This is a genomic window from Geodermatophilus sp. SYSU D00814, from assembly GCF_054050055.1.
Genome location: NZ_JBJGYP010000010.1, coordinates 144,233 through 163,002, shown reverse-complemented (window position 1 = coordinate 163,002; position 18,770 = coordinate 144,233). Strand labels below are relative to the sequence as shown.

General features: G+C 75.9%; 19 protein-coding genes. 11 read left to right on the top strand and 8 right to left on the bottom strand.

Annotated features, from left to right (window positions below; genetic code table 11):
• Positions 1-232: 232 nt before the first annotated feature.
• Both ACI780_RS10230 and greA read right to left on the bottom strand, forming a co-directional pair.
• Complete coding sequence (locus tag ACI780_RS10230) at positions 233-559, bottom strand: RNHCP domain-containing protein (RefSeq protein ID WP_456869478.1); 327 nt, start codon at positions 557-559, stop codon at positions 233-235.
• A 14-nt stretch (positions 560-573) separates the two neighbouring features.
• Complete coding sequence (gene greA, locus ACI780_RS10225; protein ID WP_456869477.1) at positions 574-1,074, bottom strand: transcription elongation factor GreA; 501 nt, start codon at positions 1,072-1,074, stop codon at positions 574-576.
• Positions 1,075-1,291: 217 nt separating this feature from the next.
• On the opposite strand from greA, the gene mca reads away from it, so the two are divergent.
• Entirely contained in the window at positions 1,292-2,179 is an 888-nt protein-coding gene (gene mca / locus ACI780_RS10220; RefSeq protein ID WP_456869476.1) for a mycothiol conjugate amidase Mca, read from the top strand.
• Positions 2,176-2,505 (top strand): hypothetical protein, encoded by a 330-nt coding sequence (locus ACI780_RS10215; RefSeq protein WP_457002662.1) that lies wholly within the window; start codon positions 2,176-2,178, stop codon positions 2,503-2,505. The genes mca and ACI780_RS10215 overlap by 4 nt, the downstream gene beginning before the upstream one ends.
• A 24-nt stretch (positions 2,506-2,529) precedes the next feature.
• Here the strand turns inward: ACI780_RS10215 and ACI780_RS10210 are convergent, their stop codons facing one another.
• Positions 2,530-3,087, bottom strand: coding sequence for an AMIN-like domain-containing (lipo)protein (locus ACI780_RS10210; protein ID WP_457002660.1), 558 nt, complete (start codon positions 3,085-3,087; stop codon positions 2,530-2,532).
• Positions 3,088-3,373: 286 nt separating this feature from the next.
• Here ACI780_RS10210 and ACI780_RS10205 point away from each other — a divergent pair, with 286 nt between their 5' ends.
• Positions 3,374-3,982: a hypothetical protein gene (locus ACI780_RS10205; protein WP_456869473.1), complete on the top strand. Its 609-nt coding sequence runs from the start codon at positions 3,374-3,376 to the stop codon at positions 3,980-3,982.
• A gap of 85 nt (positions 3,983-4,067) precedes the next feature.
• Positions 4,068-5,318 carry a geranylgeranyl reductase family protein gene (locus tag ACI780_RS10200; RefSeq protein WP_456869472.1) on the top strand — a complete coding sequence of 417 codons (1,251 nt, stop codon included), beginning with the start codon at positions 4,068-4,070 and terminating at the stop codon, positions 5,316-5,318.
• A 34-nt stretch (positions 5,319-5,352) separates the two neighbouring features.
• Here ACI780_RS10200 and trhA read toward each other — a convergent pair whose 3' ends face one another.
• On the bottom strand, positions 5,353-6,165 hold the full coding sequence (gene trhA, locus ACI780_RS10195) for a PAQR family membrane homeostasis protein TrhA (protein ID WP_456869471.1): 813 nt from the start codon (positions 6,163-6,165) through the stop codon (positions 5,353-5,355).
• 133 nt (positions 6,166-6,298) lie between these two features.
• On the opposite strand from trhA, the gene ACI780_RS10190 reads away from it, so the two are divergent.
• From ACI780_RS10190 to ACI780_RS10160, 7 genes are all read left to right on the top strand, one after another.
• Positions 6,299-7,078: an isoprenyl transferase gene (locus ACI780_RS10190; RefSeq protein ID WP_456869470.1), complete on the top strand. Its 780-nt coding sequence runs from the start codon at positions 6,299-6,301 to the stop codon at positions 7,076-7,078.
• Positions 7,079-7,091: 13 nt separating this feature from the next.
• Positions 7,092-8,309: a DUF885 domain-containing protein gene (locus ACI780_RS10185; protein WP_456869469.1), complete on the top strand. Its 1,218-nt coding sequence runs from the start codon at positions 7,092-7,094 to the stop codon at positions 8,307-8,309.
• A 3-nt stretch (positions 8,310-8,312) separates the two neighbouring features.
• On the top strand, positions 8,313-8,630 hold the full coding sequence (locus ACI780_RS10180) for a hypothetical protein (RefSeq protein WP_457002657.1): 318 nt from the start codon (positions 8,313-8,315) through the stop codon (positions 8,628-8,630).
• Positions 8,631-8,684: 54 nt separating this feature from the next.
• Positions 8,685-9,299: a PadR family transcriptional regulator gene (locus ACI780_RS10175; RefSeq protein ID WP_457002655.1), complete on the top strand. Its 615-nt coding sequence runs from the start codon at positions 8,685-8,687 to the stop codon at positions 9,297-9,299.
• A gap of 33 nt (positions 9,300-9,332) precedes the next feature.
• Positions 9,333-10,325 carry an ATP-binding cassette domain-containing protein gene (locus ACI780_RS10170; protein WP_457002653.1) on the top strand — a complete coding sequence of 331 codons (993 nt, stop codon included), beginning with the start codon at positions 9,333-9,335 and terminating at the stop codon, positions 10,323-10,325.
• Positions 10,322-11,098 (top strand): ABC transporter permease, encoded by a 777-nt coding sequence (locus ACI780_RS10165; protein WP_457002651.1) that lies wholly within the window; start codon positions 10,322-10,324, stop codon positions 11,096-11,098. Before ACI780_RS10170 ends, ACI780_RS10165 begins: the two co-directional genes overlap by 4 nt.
• A gap of 244 nt (positions 11,099-11,342) precedes the next feature.
• A complete protein-coding gene (locus ACI780_RS10160) occupies positions 11,343-12,638 on the top strand; it encodes a PhoH family protein (RefSeq protein WP_457002649.1) in 1,296 nt (431 codons plus the stop codon).
• Positions 12,639-12,732: 94 nt separating this feature from the next.
• On the opposite strand, the gene ACI780_RS10155 is transcribed toward ACI780_RS10160, so the two are convergent.
• The 4 genes from ACI780_RS10155 to flhA all read right to left on the bottom strand — a co-directional run bounded on the left by ACI780_RS10155 (position 12,733) and on the right by flhA (position 18,705).
• Positions 12,733-13,662 carry a type IV toxin-antitoxin system AbiEi family antitoxin domain-containing protein gene (locus ACI780_RS10155; protein ID WP_457002647.1) on the bottom strand — a complete coding sequence of 310 codons (930 nt, stop codon included), beginning with the start codon at positions 13,660-13,662 and terminating at the stop codon, positions 12,733-12,735.
• A 162-nt stretch (positions 13,663-13,824) separates the two neighbouring features.
• The gene (locus tag ACI780_RS10150; RefSeq protein ID WP_457002645.1) at positions 13,825-14,061 is read right to left on the bottom strand and encodes a hypothetical protein; all 237 of its coding nucleotides are present in this window, start codon (positions 14,059-14,061) and stop codon (positions 13,825-13,827) included.
• Positions 14,058-16,694, bottom strand: a complete 2,637-nt coding sequence (locus tag ACI780_RS10145; RefSeq protein ID WP_457002643.1) for a hypothetical protein — start codon at positions 16,692-16,694, stop codon at positions 14,058-14,060. Before ACI780_RS10145 ends, ACI780_RS10150 begins: the two co-directional genes overlap by 4 nt.
• Complete coding sequence (gene flhA, locus ACI780_RS10140; protein ID WP_456869464.1) at positions 16,675-18,705, bottom strand: flagellar biosynthesis protein FlhA; 2,031 nt, start codon at positions 18,703-18,705, stop codon at positions 16,675-16,677. The genes ACI780_RS10145 and flhA overlap by 20 nt, the downstream gene beginning before the upstream one ends.
• Positions 18,706-18,770 lie beyond the last annotated feature (65 nt).

Sequence of the window (18,770 nt, the reverse complement as noted above, 5' to 3'; positions counted from 1 at the left end):
CCCCCCCCCCCCGGCCGGGCCGCCCCCACCAACAGGTCACCTGATGGGGGGGCGACCCCCCGCCGGGGCGGCGGGGCGGCCCCCCCCGCTGCGGTGGGGGAGGACGCGCTGCGGTGGGGGAGGACGTGCTGCGGTGGGGGAGGACGTGCTGCGGTGCCGAGATGGTCGCGGTGCCGACGTGGTCGCGGGCCGAGGTGGTCGCTGTGCCGACGTGGTCGCGGCGCCGGCCGGGTCAGAGCCAGGGCAGGCGCAGCACCAGGTCCAGGTCGTCGGGCGCCTCGCCGTCGCGGACGAGCCGGTTGGGCTGGCGGTGGCCGCACGCCGTGCAGCGGTGCACCACCTGCCAGCCCTTGCCCGACTTCTCCACCAGCCCGACGGGCTCCATGAGCTGCCGGCACTCGCTCGCCCGGTCGCCGGGCAGGTCGTCGACGTGCAGCGACCACAGGCAGTACGGGCAGTGGTTGCGGTAGTGCCCGTCGGTGTTCGCCGGCACGTCGGAGTGGCACCACCCGCAGGTGAAGCCGGTGTTCTCCGCCCGCCGGGAGCGGGCCGTGCGCACGGGTGCGCCCCCGGTCAGGGGACGAACGGCTCGACGGCGACGACGTCGACGGTGATGTCGCGGCCGTTGGGCGCCTTGTAGGTGACCGTCGTGCCCGGCTCGGCCCCGAGGATCGCCGAGCCCATCGCCGACTCCGGCGAGTAGACGGCGAGGTCGGTGGTGCCGGCGATCTCGCGGGAGCCGAGCAGGAACTTCTCGGTCTCCTCGTCGCCCTGGAACCGGATGGTGATCACGGTGCCGAGCTCGGCGGTGGTCACCGTCGTGGGGGGCTCGCCGACGCGGGCCTTGCGCAGCAGGTCGGTCAGCTGGCGGATCCGGCCCTCCTGCTTGCCCTGCTCCTCCTTGGCGGCGTGGTAGCCGCCGTTCTCCTTGAGGTCGCCCTCCTCGCGGCGGGCGTTGATCTCCGCCGCCATGGCGGGCCGGCCGGCCACCAACTGGTCGAGCTCGGCCTTCAGCCGGTCGTGGGCCTCCTGGGTCAGCCAGATGCCCTGCTCGTTCTCAGTGGGGGTGGTCACGCGGGGTTCTCCTGCGGCTCGGGGGCCGTCTCCCGGCCGGGAGACGGTCGACGTCGATCCGGCCAAGCTAACACCGGCCGGAGGGCTCCTGCACCGACCCGGCGGCACGGCAGGGGGGCGAGCACGCTACCGGCGGACGGCGTGAGGAGCAGCACATCCACCCGTCCGGACCACCGCGGCGCGGCGGGCCGTCCCCACCGCGGGGGACACTGGTCCGGTGACCGAAGCAGACCCGTTGCGCCTGCTCGCCGTGCACGCCCACCCCGACGACGAGTCGAGCAAGGGCGCGGCGACGATGGCGAAGTACGTCGCCGAGGGCGTCGAGGTGCTGGTGGCGACGTGCACCGGTGGTGAGCGCGGCTCGGTGCTCAACCCGGCACTCGACCGTCCCGAGATCTGGGAGCGCCTGCCCCAGCTGCGCGCCGAGGAGATGGCCCGCGCCCGCGAGATCCTCGGAGTCGAGCAGGAGTTCCTCGGCTTCGTCGACTCCGGCCTCCCCGAGGGGGACCCGCTGCCGCCGCTGCCGGAGGGCTGCTTCGCGCTGGTGCCCACCGAGGAGGCCGCGGCGCCGCTGGTCGAGGTCATCCGGCGGTTCCGCCCGCAGGTGGTGCTCACCTACGACGAGAACGGCGGCTACCCCCACCCCGACCACATCAAGACCCACGAGATCTCGGTGGTGGCCTTCGAGGCCGCCGGCGACCCCGAGCGCTACCCCGGCCTGGGGGAGCCCTGGCAGCCGAGCAAGCTCTACTACCACATGGGCTTCACGCTGACCCGGATGCGGGCGCTGCACGAGGCGATGCTCGAGGCCGGCGCGGAGTCGCCCTACGCCGAGTGGCTGGCCTCCTGGGACCCCGAGCGGGACATGTCGCACCGGGTCACCACCCGGGTGTCCTGCGCGGAGTACTTCCCGGTCCGCGACGCCGCACTCATCGCGCACGCCACCCAGATCGACCCGACCGGCCGCTGGTTCGCCTGCCCCATGGACGTGCAGCAGCGCGTGTGGCCCACCGAGGACTACGAGCTGGCCCGCTCGCTGGTGGACTCGCCGCTCCCCGAGGACGACCTGTTCGCCGGCATCCGCAGCGAGGTGCGCGTCCCGTGACCGGGCTGGCCACGGCCGTGCTGGCCGCCGAGCAGCAGCAGCTGCCCGAGGACGTCGGCAAGTCCGGCCCGCTCGGGCTGTTCCTGATCCTCGTGCTGCTGCTGGCCACGGCGCTGCTGGTCCGGTCGATGAGCCGGCACCTCAAGCGGATCCCGCCCAGCTTCGACGAGGAGGACGGGCCGCGCGTCGTCGTCCCCGACACCCCGGCCGACCTCGTCGAGCCGCGGCAGCCCGGCCAGGACCTGCTCGACACGCTGCGCCGGGCGCCGCGGGCCATCGAGGGCCCCAAGGACACCGACGGCCGGACGGACCCGCCGGCGCGCTGACGCCGGCGGGCCCGCCCGGGCGGCTCACCAGGTGTGGGCCACGTCGACGACGAGGCGCGACCCGTCGCCCGGACCGTTCAGGACGACCACCCGGAAGGGCAGCCGGGCGCGGACGCCGAGGCCGACGGTGCTCGACCCCTCGAACGACCCGGCCCAGGCCACCTGGCGGAAGGTGCTGTAGCCGGCCACGTCCACGGCCTCGGCGTCGTCGGCGGGGTCGTAGGTGGCCGCGCCACGGTCGTCGTAGGCCGGGGTGTGCACGACCACCTGCAGGTCGGCGGCCCCGCGCAGGGGGACCGGGGCGCCCGAGCCGTCGCGCGCGACCTGGCCGACGTAGCGCACGTCGTAGGACACGGCGGACGCGTCGATCCCGTCGAGGTCGAGCACCAGCCGGTCGTAGCAGGTGTGCCGGCCGGCGCGGACGCCGTCGAGGGTGCCGCCGCCGTCGTCGGACACGGTCTCGGGCAGCGAGCCCCAGGCCGTGCTGCAGCCCGGGGCGGCGGAGGCGGGCAGGACGCCGCCGGTCACGACGGCCGCCGCGGCGGCCAGGACGACGGCGGCGCGGGTGCTGGTGGTTCTCATGTGGGGCTCCCGGGGTCAGGGGGAGGGGTGGTGCGGACGAGGGAAGAGTCCGCCGACACGTCCGTCGGCGCTACGGCTGGACATGCCTGGAGATGCCGATCCGGTGCGCCGTTCACCGGCAGGATGTGACGAGTGAGCGGGGTCTGCACGCGACACGACACGGCACATGACGCCAGGGTCACCGGCGCGCGACGCCGCGTCGTCGTCCGCTCTCGGCGTAGTGCTCCGAGCGGGCGGCGGCGCTACCGTGTAAGCGTGTAATCACCTGGTATCCGAGGAGGATCCCGTGCACGGACACCACCGCTTCGCCGACTCCGCCTTCGCCCGCATGGGCGCGCCCGGGTTCCGGGGCCGCGGTCCCGGCGGCCGCGGCCGCGGCGCCGAGGGGCCGCCGCCGGTCGACCGGGCCGAGGTGGCCGGCTGGTTCGCCGGCCGGCTGCCCGACGGCTGGTTCACCGGGCCGGTCGAGATCACCGTCGACCGCGACGAGATCACCGTCGTCGGCTCGCTGGCCGAGCCCGACGCCGGCGAGGGCGACCCCACCGCCGCCCGGTCCGGGCGGATCTCCCGCTTCCGGGAGGACACCCGCGAGCAGCGCATGGCGATCGCCGACGCCGCCCAGGCCCGCTACGGCCGCTCGGTGGCCTGGGGCGCCGCCTGCGGCGACGTGCGCGAGCTGTTCACCAACGCCTCGGTGCCGGTGATGACCCGGCTGCGCCAGCCCGAGCGGCTGGTCCTCGACACCCTCGTCGACGCCGGCGTCGCCCGCTCCCGATCCGAGGCGCTGGTGTGGGCGGTGCGGCTGGTCGGCCAGCACGCCGACGCCTGGCTGACCGAGCTGCGCGACGCCATGGCCTCGGTGGAGGAGGTCCGCGCCCGCGGGCCCGAGCTGTGATCCCGGCCGGGCTGCCGGCCGCCCGGCCGGCAGCCCGGCCCCGGCGTGCGGCCGGCACGCGTCGCTGACCAGGGACACTGGGGACGTGCTCGCCCCCTCCGCCGTCCCGTCCTCGACCGACGTCCTCGTGGTGGGGGCCGGCCCGGCCGGCTCCGGCGCGGCGGCCTGGGCGGCCCGCGCCGGTCACGACGTGCTGCTGGCCGACGCCGCCGTCTTCCCCCGCGACAAGGCCTGCGGCGACGGGCTCACCCCGCGGGCGGTCGCCGAGCTCGACCTGCTGGGCCTCGGCGACTGGGCGCGCGGGCGGGCCCGCAACCGCGGCCTGCGGGCGGCCGGCTTCGGCCAGGTGTGGGAGCTGCCCTGGCCCGGTGGGGCCTTCCCCGACCACGGCAGCGCCGTGCCGCGCACCGAGCTCGACGCCCGGATCCGTGCCTGCGCCGTGCAGGCCGGTGCCACCCCGCTGGAGGGCGCCCGGGCCGTCGACGTCGAGCGGGACGGCGACCGCGTCACCGGCGTCGTGTTCGACGTCGGCGGGGAGCGCTCCACCGTGCGCTGCGAGCGGCTGGTCGTCGCCGACGGCGCCCGCTCGCCGCTGGGCCGCCGGCTCGGCCGGCAGTGGCACCGCGACACCGCCTACGGCGTGGCCGCCCGCGGCTACGTGACCTCCGGGCGCAGCGCCGACGAGTGGATCTCCTCGCACCTGGAGCTGCGCGACGCCGACGGGGCGCTGCTGTCGGGCTACGGGTGGGTCTTCCCGCTGGGGGAGGCCGCTGGGCAGGTCAACATCGGCGTCGGCACGCTGGCCACCGCCCGCCGTCCGGCCGGGGTGCAGCTGCGCGCGCTGCTCGGCACCTACGCCGCCGCCCGCCGCGAGGACTGGCGGCTCGACGGCCCGGTGCACGCGCCGGCCTCGGCGCTGCTGCCGATGGGCGGGGCGGTGTCCGGCGTCGCCGGGCGCAACTGGGCGCTGGTCGGGGACGCGGCCGGCTGCGTCAACCCGCTCAACGGCGAGGGGATCGACTACGGCCTGGAGACCGGCCGGACGCTGGCCGGGATGCTCGGGGAGCCTGATTGGTCGGGGGCGTGGCCGGCCACGCTGCGGCGGCACTACGGCGAGGCGTTCTCCGTCGCCCGCCGGCTGGCCGGCCTGCTCACCCTCCCGCGGCTGCTGCCCGCGGCGGGTCCGGTCGGCATGCGCTCGCGCGCGCTGATGACCGTGGCCCTGCGGGTGATGGGCAACCTGGTCACCGAGGAGGACCGCGACGCCGTCGCCCGCGCCTGGCGCCTGGCCGGCCGGGTGTCCCGCCGCTTCGACGAGCGCCCGCTGTTCGCCTGAGTCCGTGCACGTCCACGGACGCGCACGGACCGGGTCACACGAAGGGCGAGTTGTACATCGCGAAGTAGACGGCGATGTAGTGGCAGATCGCGGCCACGATCGTCATCGCGTGGAAGACCTCGTGGTAGCCGAAGACGCCGGGCACCGGGTTGGGCCACTTCACCGCGTAGGCCACCCCGCCGAGGGTGTAGAGCACCCCGCCGACGGCGAGCAGCACCAGGGACGTGACGCCGGCGATGTGCAGGATGTCGGTGAGGATGAAGACCGCGACCCAGCCCAGGCCGACGTAGAGCGGCACGCCGACCCAGCGCGGCGCCGTGGGCCAGGTGAGCTTGAGGCAGACGCCGGCCAGCGCCCCGGCCCAGACGCCGGCCAGCACCCAGTACCCGGTCGGCTGGTCGACGGCGAGCAGCGAGAACGGCGTGTACGTGCCGGCGATGAACAGGAAGATCATCGAGTGGTCGAGCCGCTTCATGACCTTCCAGCCGCGCGGTGACCAGCGGCGGCGGTGGTAGAGCGCGCTGATGCCGAACAGGCCGCAGATGGTGAGGCAGTAGACGGCGACGGAGAACCCCGACCGCGCCCCCAGCACCGCGGCCAGCGGGATGAGGACGGCGCCGGCGACGATCGCGCCGAAGAAGGCGAACAGGTGCAGCCAGCCGCGCATCCGCGGCCGGGTGTCGGGGTGCTCCCAGTCGCCGTCGGCGAAGTCCGCGGCGGTCCAGGTGTGCTGGACCGCCTCGCCCTCCGCCAGGACGGTACCGACGGCCGCGCCCCGCGGCGCCTCGATCTCGGCGTCGTCGGCCTCCACCCGGACGGGCTGGAGGTCGTCGGAGGGTGCGCTCATGCACCGAGGTTACGGAGGCGTAGGTCGCCGTGCACCGCGACGCCGCTGTGAGGTCGGTGGCAACGCCGCAGGCGGGGGAGGGGGTGGCGCGCCGCCGGAACGGCGGCGTCGCGGGGGTCCTACGCTCTACCCCGTGGGGGCGCGTCAGTGGGTCCGCGACGCGCTGACCCAGCTCTACGAGCGGCGCCTGGCGCGCCAGCTGGTCGGGGCCCCCGTCCCCCGCCACGTCGGCGCGATCATCGACGGCAACCGGCGCTGGGCGCGGGCCACCGGGCTGCTCGACCCCAACGCCGGGCACCGCCGCGGCGCCGACCGGATCGCCTCGTTCCTGGGCTGGTGCGACGAGGCCGGCGTCGAGGTGGTCACGCTCTTCCTGCTCTCCACCGACAACCTCAGCCGGCCCGAGCCGGAGCTCACCCCGCTGCTGCGGATCATCGAGGGCGTCGCCGAGGACCTCTCCGCGCCCGACCGGCGCTGGCAGCTGCGGCCGGTCGGCGCCCTGGAGCTGCTGCCGGCCGAGACCGTCGCCGTCCTCAAGCAGGCTGAGGAGACCACCCGCGGCCGGCCGGGCGCGCACGTCAACCTCGCCGTCGGCTACGGCGGGCGGCGGGAGATCGCCGACGCCGTCCGCTCGCTGCTCGCCGAGCACGCCACCAAGGGCACCTCGCTCGACGAGCTGGTCGAGGTCCTCGACGTCGAGCACATCGCCGAGCACCTGTACACCCGCGGCCAGCCCGATCCGGACCTGGTCATCCGCACCAGCGGCGAGCAGCGGCTGTCGGGCTTCCTGCTCTGGCAGACGGCGCACTCGGAGTTCCACTTCACCGACGTCTACTGGCCCGACTTCCGCCGGGTCGACTTCCTGCGGGCGCTGCGCGCCTACGCTGCGCGGCACCGCCGCTTCGGGGGCTGAGAGACTGACGCCCATGGCAGCCGGCGCGGTCGACCTCCCCCTCGAGTACGTCCGGCTGGGGTTGCGGTTCGACCGGCTGGAGTCCGGCTTCGTCGACGCCTACACCGGCGAGAAGCGGATCCGCGCCGAGGTGGAGAGCGAGCCCGCGCCCACGCCGTCCGGGCTGCGCGACCAGGCCCGCGCGCTGCTCGGCGAGCTCGACGCCGCCGGGCTGCCGGCCGACCGCGCGGCGTTCCTCCGCGGCCAGCTCACCGGCCTGGAGTGCAGCGCCCGGAAGATGAACGGCGAGCCGGTCGCCTTCCTGGACGAGGTGCGCAGCTACTTCCAGGTCGACCTCACCCTCGGCGACCCGGCCGCCTACGCCGCCGCGCACGCCGAGCTCGACACCCTGCTGCCCGGGGAGGGTGGGCTGGCCGAGCGCTACGCGGCCCACCGGCGCCGCGAGGAGTGCCCGCCGCAGCGGCTGGAGACCGCGGTGCACGCGCTGTCGAGCGCGCTGCGCGACCGGGTCCGCGGCCGGTACGGGCTGCCGGAGGCCGAGACGGTGCGCTACGAGGTGGTCACCGACAAGCCGTGGTCGGGGTTCAACTACTACGAGGGCGACTTCCGGTCCCGGGTGGCGATCAACGCCGACCTGCCGCACCGGCTCAGCCAGCTGGTGCACCTGGTGGCGCACGAGTCCTACCCCGGCCACCACACCGAGCACTGCCGCAAGGAGCGCGGCCTCGTCGAGCGCGCGGGCCACCTCGAGCACACCGTCTTCCTGGTCAACACCCCCGAGTGCCTCATGGCCGAGGGGCTGGCCGACCTCGGCGTCGACGCCGCCGTCGGCGAGGGCTGGGGGCCGTGGTCGGCGGAGGTGCTCGGCGACCTGGGGCTGCGCTTCGACGGGCACCTCGCCGAGCGGATCGCCGCGGCCGCCGCGCCGCTGAACCGGGTCCGGCAGGACGCCGCCGTGCTGCTGCACGACCGCGGGACCGACGCCGACGAGGTCGCCGCCTACATCCAGCGCTGGTCGCTGGTCAGCGCCGAGCGGGCCCGCCAGCAGCTGCGCTTCCTCACCCACCCGCTGTGGCGGGCCTACATCACCACCTACGTCGAGGGCTACGACCTGCTGCACCGCTGGCTGGCCGCCCGCCCCGCCGAGCAGGACGTCGCCGGCCGCTTCGTGCGCCTGCTCGACGAGCCGCTGACCCCCGCCGTCGTCACGGCCGAGCTGTCGGCCGCCTGACCCGTGCCGCGCCGCGACCCCCGGGAGGCCCGCCTGCTCGGGCTGTGGACGGCGGGGTGGCTGTTCGCGCTGCTGCTGGCCGGCCTCCTCCGGTTCGGCGACCTGCGGGTGCAGTGGCCGGTGCTGCTCGTGCCGGTGGTCTGGGCGCTGGTGGCGCTGCGGCCCCGGGGCGGCCGCGCCGCGCGGGGCGGGGACGACTGGCCTCCAGACGACGACCTGGCCGGCTGGCCACCACCGGACGACGGCGGGCCGCCGCGCACGCCCCGGACCCGCGAGCTGCGGCGGCTGCCCGAGGTGCCCCGGGACCGCCGGCGGGAGTGACGGCGGGAGTGACGGCGCTGTCGCGGGGGAGCGGCCGGCGGGCAGAGTGGGCGCATGTCCACCACGCGGCTGCTGCTGCTCGGTGCGGTCCGGGTGTTCCAGCCGGTGCACGGCTACCTGCTGCGCCGTGAGCTGCTGAGCTGGCAGGTCGAGGACTGGGCGCACGTCAAGCCGGGGTCGATCTACTCCGGCCTGCGCACGCTGGCCGGCCTCGGCCTGGTCGAGGAGCTGTCCGGCGAGCCGGTGTCCTACCGGCTGACCCCCGACGGCGAGGTGGAGTTCCGGCGGCTGCTGGACCAGGCGCTGCGCGAGCCCGACCCGGGAGACCCCTCCCGGCTGCTGGCCGGGCTGTGCTTCGTGACCGTCCTGCCCCGGGCGGAGGTGCGCGAGGCGTTGCGGGCGCGGTCCCTGCAGCTGGAGGCCGCCGCCTCGGCCACCGCAGCGCGACTGCGCGCGCTGGCCGCGGGCCGGTTCGCGCCCGCGAGCACCGCCGAGCTGTTCTCCGTCACCGGCCACTGGATCGAGGGCGAGCGGGCGTGGGTCCGCGAGGTGTGCGGGCGCCTGGACGCCGGCCACTACCGCTTCGCCGGCGACGGGCCCGGGCCCGACCTCCCGGCCGACGGGATCTGGCCGCCGGCCGTCCTCCGCGACCCGCCGGAAACCGGTTGACCGCCTGGTAGTCAAAGTTGAACACTGGGGTGCGTGATCGAGGCACGCGGGCTGGCCCGCACCTTCCGGAGGAGGAAGCAGGAGGTCCACGCCGTCACCGGGGTGGACCTCGACGTCGCGGCCGGCGAGATCGTCGGCTTCCTGGGGCCGAACGGCGCCGGCAAGACCACCACGCTGCGCATGCTCACCACGCTGCTGGCGCCCACGGCGGGCACCGCGACGGTGGCCGGCTGCGACCTGCTGGCCGACCCCGTGGGCGTGCGCCGGCGCATCGGCTACGTGTCGCAGAGCGGCTCCACCCAGCCGGAGGCGCTGGCCGGGGAGGAGGTCGTCGACCACGGCCGCCTCTACGGCATGAGCACCGCCGACGCCGTCGCCCGTGGCCGGCGGCTGTTCACCGAGCTGGACCTCGAGGGGCTGTGGGAGCGCAGGCCCAAGGCCATGTCCGGGGGCCAGCGCCGCCGGCTCGACATCGCGATGGGCCTGGTGCACGAGCCGGGCCTGGTGTTCCTCGACGAGCCGACGACCGGCCTGGACCCGCAGGCCCGCGCGAACCTCTGGGACCACATCCGGGGGCTGCGCGAGGAGCGGGGGACGACGGTCTTCCTCACCACCCACTACCTCGACGAGGCCGACGCGCTGTGCGACCGGATCCTCGTCATCGACCGGGGGGCCATCGTGGCCGAGGGCACCCCGGACACGCTGAAGTCCCGCGTCGGCGGCGACGTCCTGACCGTCACCGCCGCCCGCTCCGACCGGGCCGGTGAGATGGCGCGGCTGGTCGCCGGGCTGCCGGGCGCCGAGCCGCCGCAGGTGCACGGGGACCGGGTGGTCGCGCGGGTGCCCCAGGGCGGCAGCGCGCTGGTGCAGCTGGTCCGCGAGCTCGACGCCGCGGGCATCGGCGTGGCCGGCGTCGAGAGCCGCCGGCCCAGCCTCGACGACGTCTTCCTGGGGCTGACCGGGCGGTCGCTGCGCGAGGAGGGCGCGCCGGCGGCGCTCCCCGAACCGGAAGGAGCCCTGCGGTGAGCCTGCCCGTCGCGACGAACAGCGTCGCCCGCGACACCTGGACGGTCTTCGCCCGGGCGATGCGGCTGTCGCTGCGCAACCCGGCGTGGGTCGTCATCGGGCTGACCCAGCCGGTGCTCTACATCCTGCTGTTCGGCCCGCTGCTCGAGCCGCTGTCCGGCCAGCTCGGGTCGGGCAACGCCTACCAGGTGTTCGTGCCCGGGATCCTCGTCCAGCTCGGCATCTTCGGCGCGCTGTTCGTCGGGTTCGGCCTCATCGCCGAGTGGCGGGCCGGCGTCGTGGAGAGCCAGCGGGTCACCCCGGCCAGCCGGACGGCGCTGCTGCTGGGCCGCGTGCTGCGCGACGTCGTCGTCCTGCTGGTGCAGGGGACCGTGCTGGTGCTGGTGTCCCTGCCGCTGGGCCTGCGCGCCCCGCTGGTGGGGGTGGTGCTGGCGCTGGCCCTGGTCGCGCTGCTCGGCGCGGCGTTCTCCGCGGTGTCCTACGCGCTGGCCCTGACGCTCAAGAGCGAGGACGCCTTCGCGCCGCTGCTCAACGCCGTTGTCCTGCCGGTGCTGCTGCTGTCGGGGATCCTGCTGCCGATGAGCCTGGCGCCCGGGTGGCTGCAGGCGGTCAGCGACGTCAACCCGCTCAAGCACGTCGTCGAGGGGGTGCGCTCGCTGTTCGACGGCTCCTACACCTCGGCGACGGCGTGGTGGGGGCTCGGGCTGACCCTCGCGATGGCGGCGCTCGGCTGGTGTTTCGGCGTGCGGCGGTTCCGCCGGGAGTCCAGCTGACCCGCAGGTGGGACGGCTGGGACGGCTGGGTCCCCCCGATGGAGGACACGCCGCCTCCTCGTCATGTGACTGTCACCTCCCCGTTCTAGCGTCCGGGGTGGACGACGGGCCCGCCCCGGAGTCCACGGGAGGCCCGGTTGGTGCTGACGTTCTCGTCGACCAGGGGGCCGGTTCCCGGCCCCTGTGCCGGGGCCCGGCCACCTTCGAGAAGGGGTGCGGTCCCGCACCTCAGGGGAGACGACTCGTGACTCTGCGCCGCACGTACGTCCTCGACACCTCCGTCCTGCTCTCCGACCCCCGCGCGCTGCTGCGCTTCGGCGACGCCGACGTGGTGCTGCCGCTCGTGGTGATCGGTGAGCTCGAGGACAAGCGGCACCACCCCGAGCTCGGCTGGTTCGCGCGCCAGGCGCTGCGCCTGCTCGACGACCTGCGCGTCGCGCACGGCCGCCTCGACGCGCCGGTCCCGGTGGGGGAGGACGGCGGCACGCTGCACGTCGAGCTCAACCACAGCGACGCTGCGGTGCTCCCGGCCGGCTTCCGCAACGACAGCAACGACAGCCGGATCATGGTCGTGGCGCTGAACCTGCGGGCCGAGGGCCGCGACGTCTGCCTGATCACCAAGGACGTGCCGCTGCGGGTGAAGGCGGCCGCCGTCGGCCTGGACACCGACGAGTACCGGGCACTCGACGCCGTCGACGCGGGCTGGTCCGGCATGGCCGAAGTGGGTCTCGAGGACGCCGAGCTGTCGGCGCTGTACGACGCCGGTGAGGTGTACGTGCCCGCGGCCGCGGAGCTGCCGGCGCACACCGGGCTGGTGCTGCTGTCCTCGCGCGGGTCGGCGCTGGGCCGGGTGACGCCGGACAAGCAGGTGCGGCTGGTCCGCGGCGACCGCGAGGCGTTCGGGCTGCACGGGCGCTCGGCCGAGCAGCGGGTCGCGCTGGACCTGCTGCTCGACCCCGACGTCGGGATCGTCTCCCTCGGCGGGCGCGCGGGCACCGGCAAGTCGGCGCTGGCGCTGTGCGCGGGCCTGGAGTCGGTGATGGAGCGGCGGGCGCACAAGAAGGTCGTCGTCTTCCGGCCGCTGTACGCCGTCGGCGGGCAGGAGCTCGGGTACCTGCCCGGCAGCGAGGGCGAGAAGATGTCGCCCTGGGCCCAGGCGGTCTACGACACCCTCGGTGCGCTGGTGTCCCGGGACGTGCTCGACGAGATCGCGTCGCGGGAGCTGATCGAGGTGCTGCCGCTGACCCACATCCGCGGCCGGTCGCTGCACGACTCGTTCGTGATCGTCGACGAGGCGCAGTCCCTCGAGCGCGGCGTGCTGCTGACCGTGCTGTCCCGGCTGGGCAGCGGCTCGCGGGTGGTGCTCACCCACGACGTCGCGCAGCGGGACAACCTGCGGGTCGGCCGGCACGACGGCGTGGCCGCGGTGGTCGAGCAGCTCAAGGGGCACCCGCTGTTCGCCCACGTCACGCTGACCCGCTCCGAGCGCTCGCCGATCGCCGCGCTGGTCACCGAGATGCTGGAGGACCTCCCGCTCTGAGGTAGGGCCCGCTCGCTCCGGCTGGATTGCGGGCGTTCCTCGTGCACTGCCGGTGCTGCAGGACCGGCAGTGCACGAGGAACCCGGCAGTGCGGTCACGCACCGGGCCGCCGCCGCCCCAGCGCGCGGTCGACGCGGACGGCCAGCGCACCGGAGCCGCTGATCTCGTCCCAGGTCCAGCGGACCATGCCCCAACCCTCGGCGCGCATCGCGTCCTCCCGGCGCTTCTCCTCGAAGACGACGTCGCCCGGGGCCTGCCCGGGGCGCAGCAGCCGCCCGTACTTCACCCGCCCGTCGAACTCCCCGAGCAACCGCTCCGCCTCCCACGCGAAGTCGGCTCGGCCGAGCAGCGTCCCGTCGGCCGAGCGCACCGGGTGCTGGAGATCGCTGGGCGCCAGCCGCAACCGGTGGAGCAGGACGCGGCTGCGGCTCTCGCCGACGCTCTCGCTGCGCCCGTCGGCGAAGGCCACGGCCCGCGCCGCGGCACGGCTGCCGCGGGTCCCGGCCGCACGGACGAGCCCGTCCTGCAGGGCACCAGCGTCGGCCGGCCGCGCGGCGAGGAGCCCGTCGAGCACGACCACCGCCACCTCGAACGGCAGGCAGCGGGCGAGGTCGAGCGCCGTCCGCACGGGGTCGGTCACGGGGATCCCCCCGACGGCGGTGACCTCGTCGTCCTCCAGCCGGGCGACGTGGCAGCGCAACGTGCGGCTGACGTCGCTGGAGGCAGGGGGACGCCGGGTCACGTGCACGCGGCCCAGACGCAGTCCCCAGGTGGGCAGTCCGTGCAGGACGGCCGCCGACTCGTGGCTGACGACGGCGTCGCGGCGCAGCCCGGCGACGGTGGCCCGGACCAGGAGGTGGTGGTGGACCGCGGCCGCCGTGGGCACCGCGCCCTCGACGTAGGCCCCACGGCGCACGCGGGACAACGCGCCGGAGCGTCGCGCGCGGGCGACCTCGTCGTCGCTCCAGCCGCCGGTGACCAGGTGGCGACGCAGGACGAGCGGTGGCTGCCCCTCGGACGGCATGCGGCCAACGTCCTGCCGACGCGCCGTGCCCGGTGGCCGGTCAGCACGTCCGTGGACGGCTGCCGGTCCTGTGGACCGCGCACTGCCGGTGGTCCTCGCGCGTTGCCGGTGCTGCAGGACCGGCAACGGACGAGGACCACCGGCGAGGCGGCGTACCGCGGGTCAGGAGGTGGGGTCCTCGGCCTCGGGTGCCGGTTCGGTGGCGCCCTGCGCCGGCGGGGTGCGCGGCGGCGTCGCCGCGTAGCGCAGCAGCGCCACCGCGCCCCACCCGGCCAGCAGGCACCAGGGCAGCCGGGCGGCGACCTCGTCGGGGGAGAAGTCGCCGCGCACGCCGAGCGCGAGCACCGGCAGGGCCAGGAGGAACCCCACCGCGAGGACGTCCCAGCGCAGCAGGCTCATGCCTCAGCGGTCTCCAGCCGCTCGCACAGCAGCGACGCCCAGCGGTGTGCGGTCGCGCGGACGCCGTCGAGGAGGGCCACCGGCACGGTGGTGCGGCCCAGCACGGCCGCGGGGTCGGCGGTGAGGTCGGTGTCCTGGACGACGAGCGCGTCGACCCGGGGCAGCCCGTCCAGCCACGGCCCGACGTCCTCGGGCTTGCGGGTCGCCTCCACGACGGCCCACACCGCCGACGGCGCGAAGATCGCCATGACCTGCTCGAGCCAGGTGCGGCCACCGGCGCGCATGGGGGCGTCGACGGCGACGACGGTCGGCGTCCCGGCCCGGGCGGCGTCCTGCTTGCGCTCGATCGCGGTGTCGACGGAGGTGATCCGGCCCGCCTCGGGCGCGAGCGCGGCGAGGTCGCCGCGGGTGGCCCACTGCAGCCGGTCGGCGTCCAGGCGCATCGAGACCGACAGCGACCGCGCGGCCGCGAGCGTCTCGACGCCGGGACCGACCACCAGCAGCACCTCGCCGGGGCCGGCGGGCGCGGCCGGGGCGGCCGGGAGCGACCGCAGGGCGCGGGTCAGCGCGGCGTAGGTGCCGTGCGCGGCGACGTCGGCGGGAAAGCCGCCGCCGAGCAGGTCCTCGGGCACACCGAGGCCCCGCAGCCGAGCGACGACGCAGGCCGCCTCGACCGCCCGCGGGTCGACCAGGTCGCGTCCGGACCGCCCGCCCGCGGCGCGCTCGCGCACCGAGGGGACGACGACCCGGCCCGCGCGGGTGTCGACCGGCAGCCGGGTGACCGTGGCCAGGCCGGTGGGCCGCTGCGGGGCGGCGACCCGGGCGACGGCGTGCCCGGGCACCGGCGGGAGGCGGCGCGGCGGCACCGGCGGGCGCCCCAGCAGCGGCGGCACGGCCAGCGCGGTGCCGGGGGTCGGCGGCAGCAGGGAGAGCGGGGGCAGGACGGCGGTGGCGTCGGAGAGCAGCGGCGCCGGGTCGCTGGCGGTGGGCGCCAGCGCCACGAGCTCGGTGCCGGCCTCCTCGGCCTCCTCGGCCTCCCACTCGTCGCTCTCGGCGGAGGTCTCCACCCACGCCGGCTCGCGGTCCAGGCGCTGGGCGGTGACCGGCACCGGCGGGCGGCCGCGGTGCACGCCGCCCTGCGTCGAGGCGCTGGCGAGGACGCCGCGGAGGATGTCGGTCAGCGCGTCGTCGGGGGTGTCGTGCGCCAGCGCGGCGCGCAGCACCTCGGCGATGGCCTCCTCGCGGCCGGTGGTCGGCTCGGTGGGGTCCGGGTCGGCCCAGGGAGCCGGCACCTCGACCGGCTCCACGACGACGGCCGGCAGCACGTCGGTGGCGAAGTCGTCGGCCGGGACCTCGGCGAGCCGCGCGGGGATCTCATCAGCGACCTCCTCGGCGGCGGGCCCGGTGCCGCCCAGCAGCTCGTCGAGCAGGGACTCCTCGACGACGGCGGGCTCCTCGGCCACGGCCTCGACGACGACAGGCTCCTCGACGACGACGGGCTCCTCGACGACCGGCTCGGGCTCGACCACCGGCTCGACGACGGCGGCGACGCGCGGCGCGGGGACCGGCTCGGCCCACATGTCCAGGTCGGGGACGGGCCGCTCGTCGGCGGGCTCCTCGACGGCGAGCTCCTCGACCGGGAACTCCTCGACCGGGAACTCCTCGGCGACCGGCTCCTCGGGGATGACCTCGACGACCGGATCCTCCGCGACCGGCTCCTCGGCGACCGGCGCAGGAGCCGGGGCGGCGGCCGCAGGGGCAGGGGCGGGAGCGGGTGCGGCCATCGCGGCGGCCAGGGCGGCGGCCAGCGGCAGCGCCGGGCCGGCGGGCGCGGGCGCCGGCGTCCGCAGCACCGACCGGGACGCGGGCACCTCCGGCTCCGGCGACGGCACGGGCTCCGGCGACGGCGTCGTCGACGTCGCCACCGCGGCCTCGGTCAGCGCCCGCAGCGCCTCCGCGGCGGACGAGGCGGCCGCGACACGGACGGCGTCGTCCACGGCCTCGCGGACCTCGCGGTCGCCGGCCACCACCTGCGCGAGCGCAGCGGTGAACGGCGAGGGACCGGCGGGTCCGGCCGGCGTCGCCGGCGGGCGCACCGCCGTCCTCGGCGCCCGGCGGGGCGTGGCAGCGGCGGGAGTGGCAGCCGCGGGACGGGCGGCAGCCGCGCGGCTCACCGCGGCCGGGCGGAACGCGGCCCCACCGGCAGCGGTGCCGCGGCCCGCGGCCACCGACGTCCGCGAGTAGAGGTCGACGTCCGGGCCGGCGCCGCCGGACCCGAGCAGGCCGGCCAGCTCGTCGACCGGGTCGGGGAGCGCGGCGGTCCGCGCGGCCGCCGGCCGGGACCGGTGCATCTCCGTGGCGCGCAGGAAGGCGCCGGTGTCGGCCAGCGGCCCGGGGTCGCGGCTGAGCGCGGCCTCGATGCGCCGCGCCGACTCCGACCGCGACGCGGGGGCGCGGCGGGCCGGCTCGACCTCCTCCACCTCGGCGATGAACCGCTCGGTGGCGAAGAAGCCGAGGACCCCGCCGGAGCGGACGCGGCGCACGCCGACGATCCGGACGGCGTTGCCGTACCGCTCCCGCGCCGCGGCCACCGCGGCCTCGGGCGTGGGCGCCTCAACGGATGGCAACGGCACCGCTCACCACTCCCAGGGACTCGATCTGGGCCGTCCGGGAGACCTCCGCGTAGGAGATCACCGGCAGCCGGGGCAGCACCTGGCGGACCAGGCGGGACAGTGCGGCGCGGACCTGCGGCGAGCAGACCAGGACCGGCGAGAGGCCGTGGTTCTCGGCGACCTCGAGCAGCCCGGTGCAGCCGGTGACCAGCGCGTCGACCGAGCCGGCGTCCAGCGCCAGCACCTGGCCGCCGTCGCCGTGCCGGACCGCCTCGAGCAGCCGCTGCTCGAAGGCCGGCTCGAGGGTCAGCACGTGCAGCCGCTCGTCGGGCGTGACGTAGGGGTGGCTGATCGCGGCGCCCAGCGACGCGCGCACGGCCTCGACCAGGCCGTCGAGGTCGGTCGACGTCTTCGCCCGCAGCGACAGCGCCTCGAAGATGCGCACCAGGTCGCGGATGGACACGTTCTCGGTGAGCAGCGCGTGCAGCACCCGCTGGATCTCGCCGAGGGTGAGCAGCGCCGGGGTGAGCTCCTCGACGACGACGGGGTGGCTGCGGCGGACCATCTCCACCAGCAGCCGGACGTCCTCGCGGCCGAGCAGGTCGGCGGAGTGCTGGCGGACGACCTCGGCCAGGTGCGTGGTGATGACCGAGGAGCGGTCGACGACGGTGGCGCCGGCCATCTCCGCCTGCCGCTGCAGCTCGGCCGGCACCCACTTCGCGGGCAGGCCGAAGACCGGCTCGCGGGTGGGGCGGCCGGGCAGGCCGTCGAGGGCGTCGCCGATGGCCAGCACGGTGCCGGCGGGGGAGGAGCCCTTGGCCGCGGGGACGCCGTTGAGCCAGATGACGTACTGCGACGCCGGCAGGTCGAGGTTGTCGCGGGTCCGCACCAGCGGGATGACCAGGCCGGTCTCCATCGCGACCTTCCGGCGCAGCGCCTTGACCCGGTCGAGCAGGTCGCCGCCGCGGGCGGTGTCGACGAGGTCGACCAGGTCGAAGGCCACCTCGAGCTCGAGAGGGTCGACCCGCATCCGCTCGGCGATCGCCTCGGGGGAGTCCGGCCGCGGCTCGTCGTCGGCCTCGGCGGCCGGCGCGGTCTCGTCGTCGGCCGGGACCTCCTGCATGCGGGCGGCCATGAGCAGGAAGGCGCCGCCGATGACCAGGAACGGCAGCTTCGGCAGGCCGGGGATCAGGCAGAGGGCCAGCGCGGCGCCGCCGGCGATGCGGACCGGCTGCCGGAACCGGCCGAGCTGGGCGAGCAGGTCGCTGCCCATGTCCCCGTCGGAGGCCGAGCGGGTGACGATGATGCCGGTCGCGGTGGACAGCAGCAGCGCGGGGATCTGGGAGACCAGGCCGTCGCCGACGGTGAGCAGCGAGTAGGTCGAGACCGCCTCGCCCGGCGCCATGCCCTTCTGCACGACGCCGACGGCGAAGCCGCCGACGAGGTTGATCAGCGTGATGACGATGGCCGCGATCGCGTCGCCCTTGACGAACTTCGAGGCGCCGTCCATCGAGCCGTAGAAGTCGGCCTCGCTGGTGACCTCCGAGCGCCGCTTGCGGGCCTGCTCCTCGTTGATCAGCCCGGCGTTGAGGTCGGCGTCGATGGCCATCTGCTTGCCGGGCATCGCGTCGAGGGTGAAGCGGGCACCGACCTCGGCGACGCGGCCGGCACCGTTGGTGATCACGACGAACTGGATGATCGTGAGGATCACGAAGATCACCAGGCCGACGACGAGCGAGCCGCCGATGACGAAGTGGCCGAAGGCCTCGATGACCTTGCCGGCGTAGCCGTCGCTGAGCACCAGCCGCGTCGAGGAGACGTTGAGGGCCAGCCGGAACAGCGTCGCGATGAGGATCAGCGACGGGAAGACGGCGAAGTCCAGCGGCCGCCGGATCTGCATCGCGACCAGCAGGATCAGCAGCGACGCGGTGATGTTCAGGCCCAGCAGCAGGTCCAGGAACGCCGCCGGCAGCGGCACGACGAGCATGAGGACGATGGCCACGACGCCGATCGGCACGGCGGCCCTGGTCATCCCTCGCACGGAGCCTCCATCGGCAGCCCGCGCGGGGGCACCGACCGCGTTCGGCCCACCCGTCA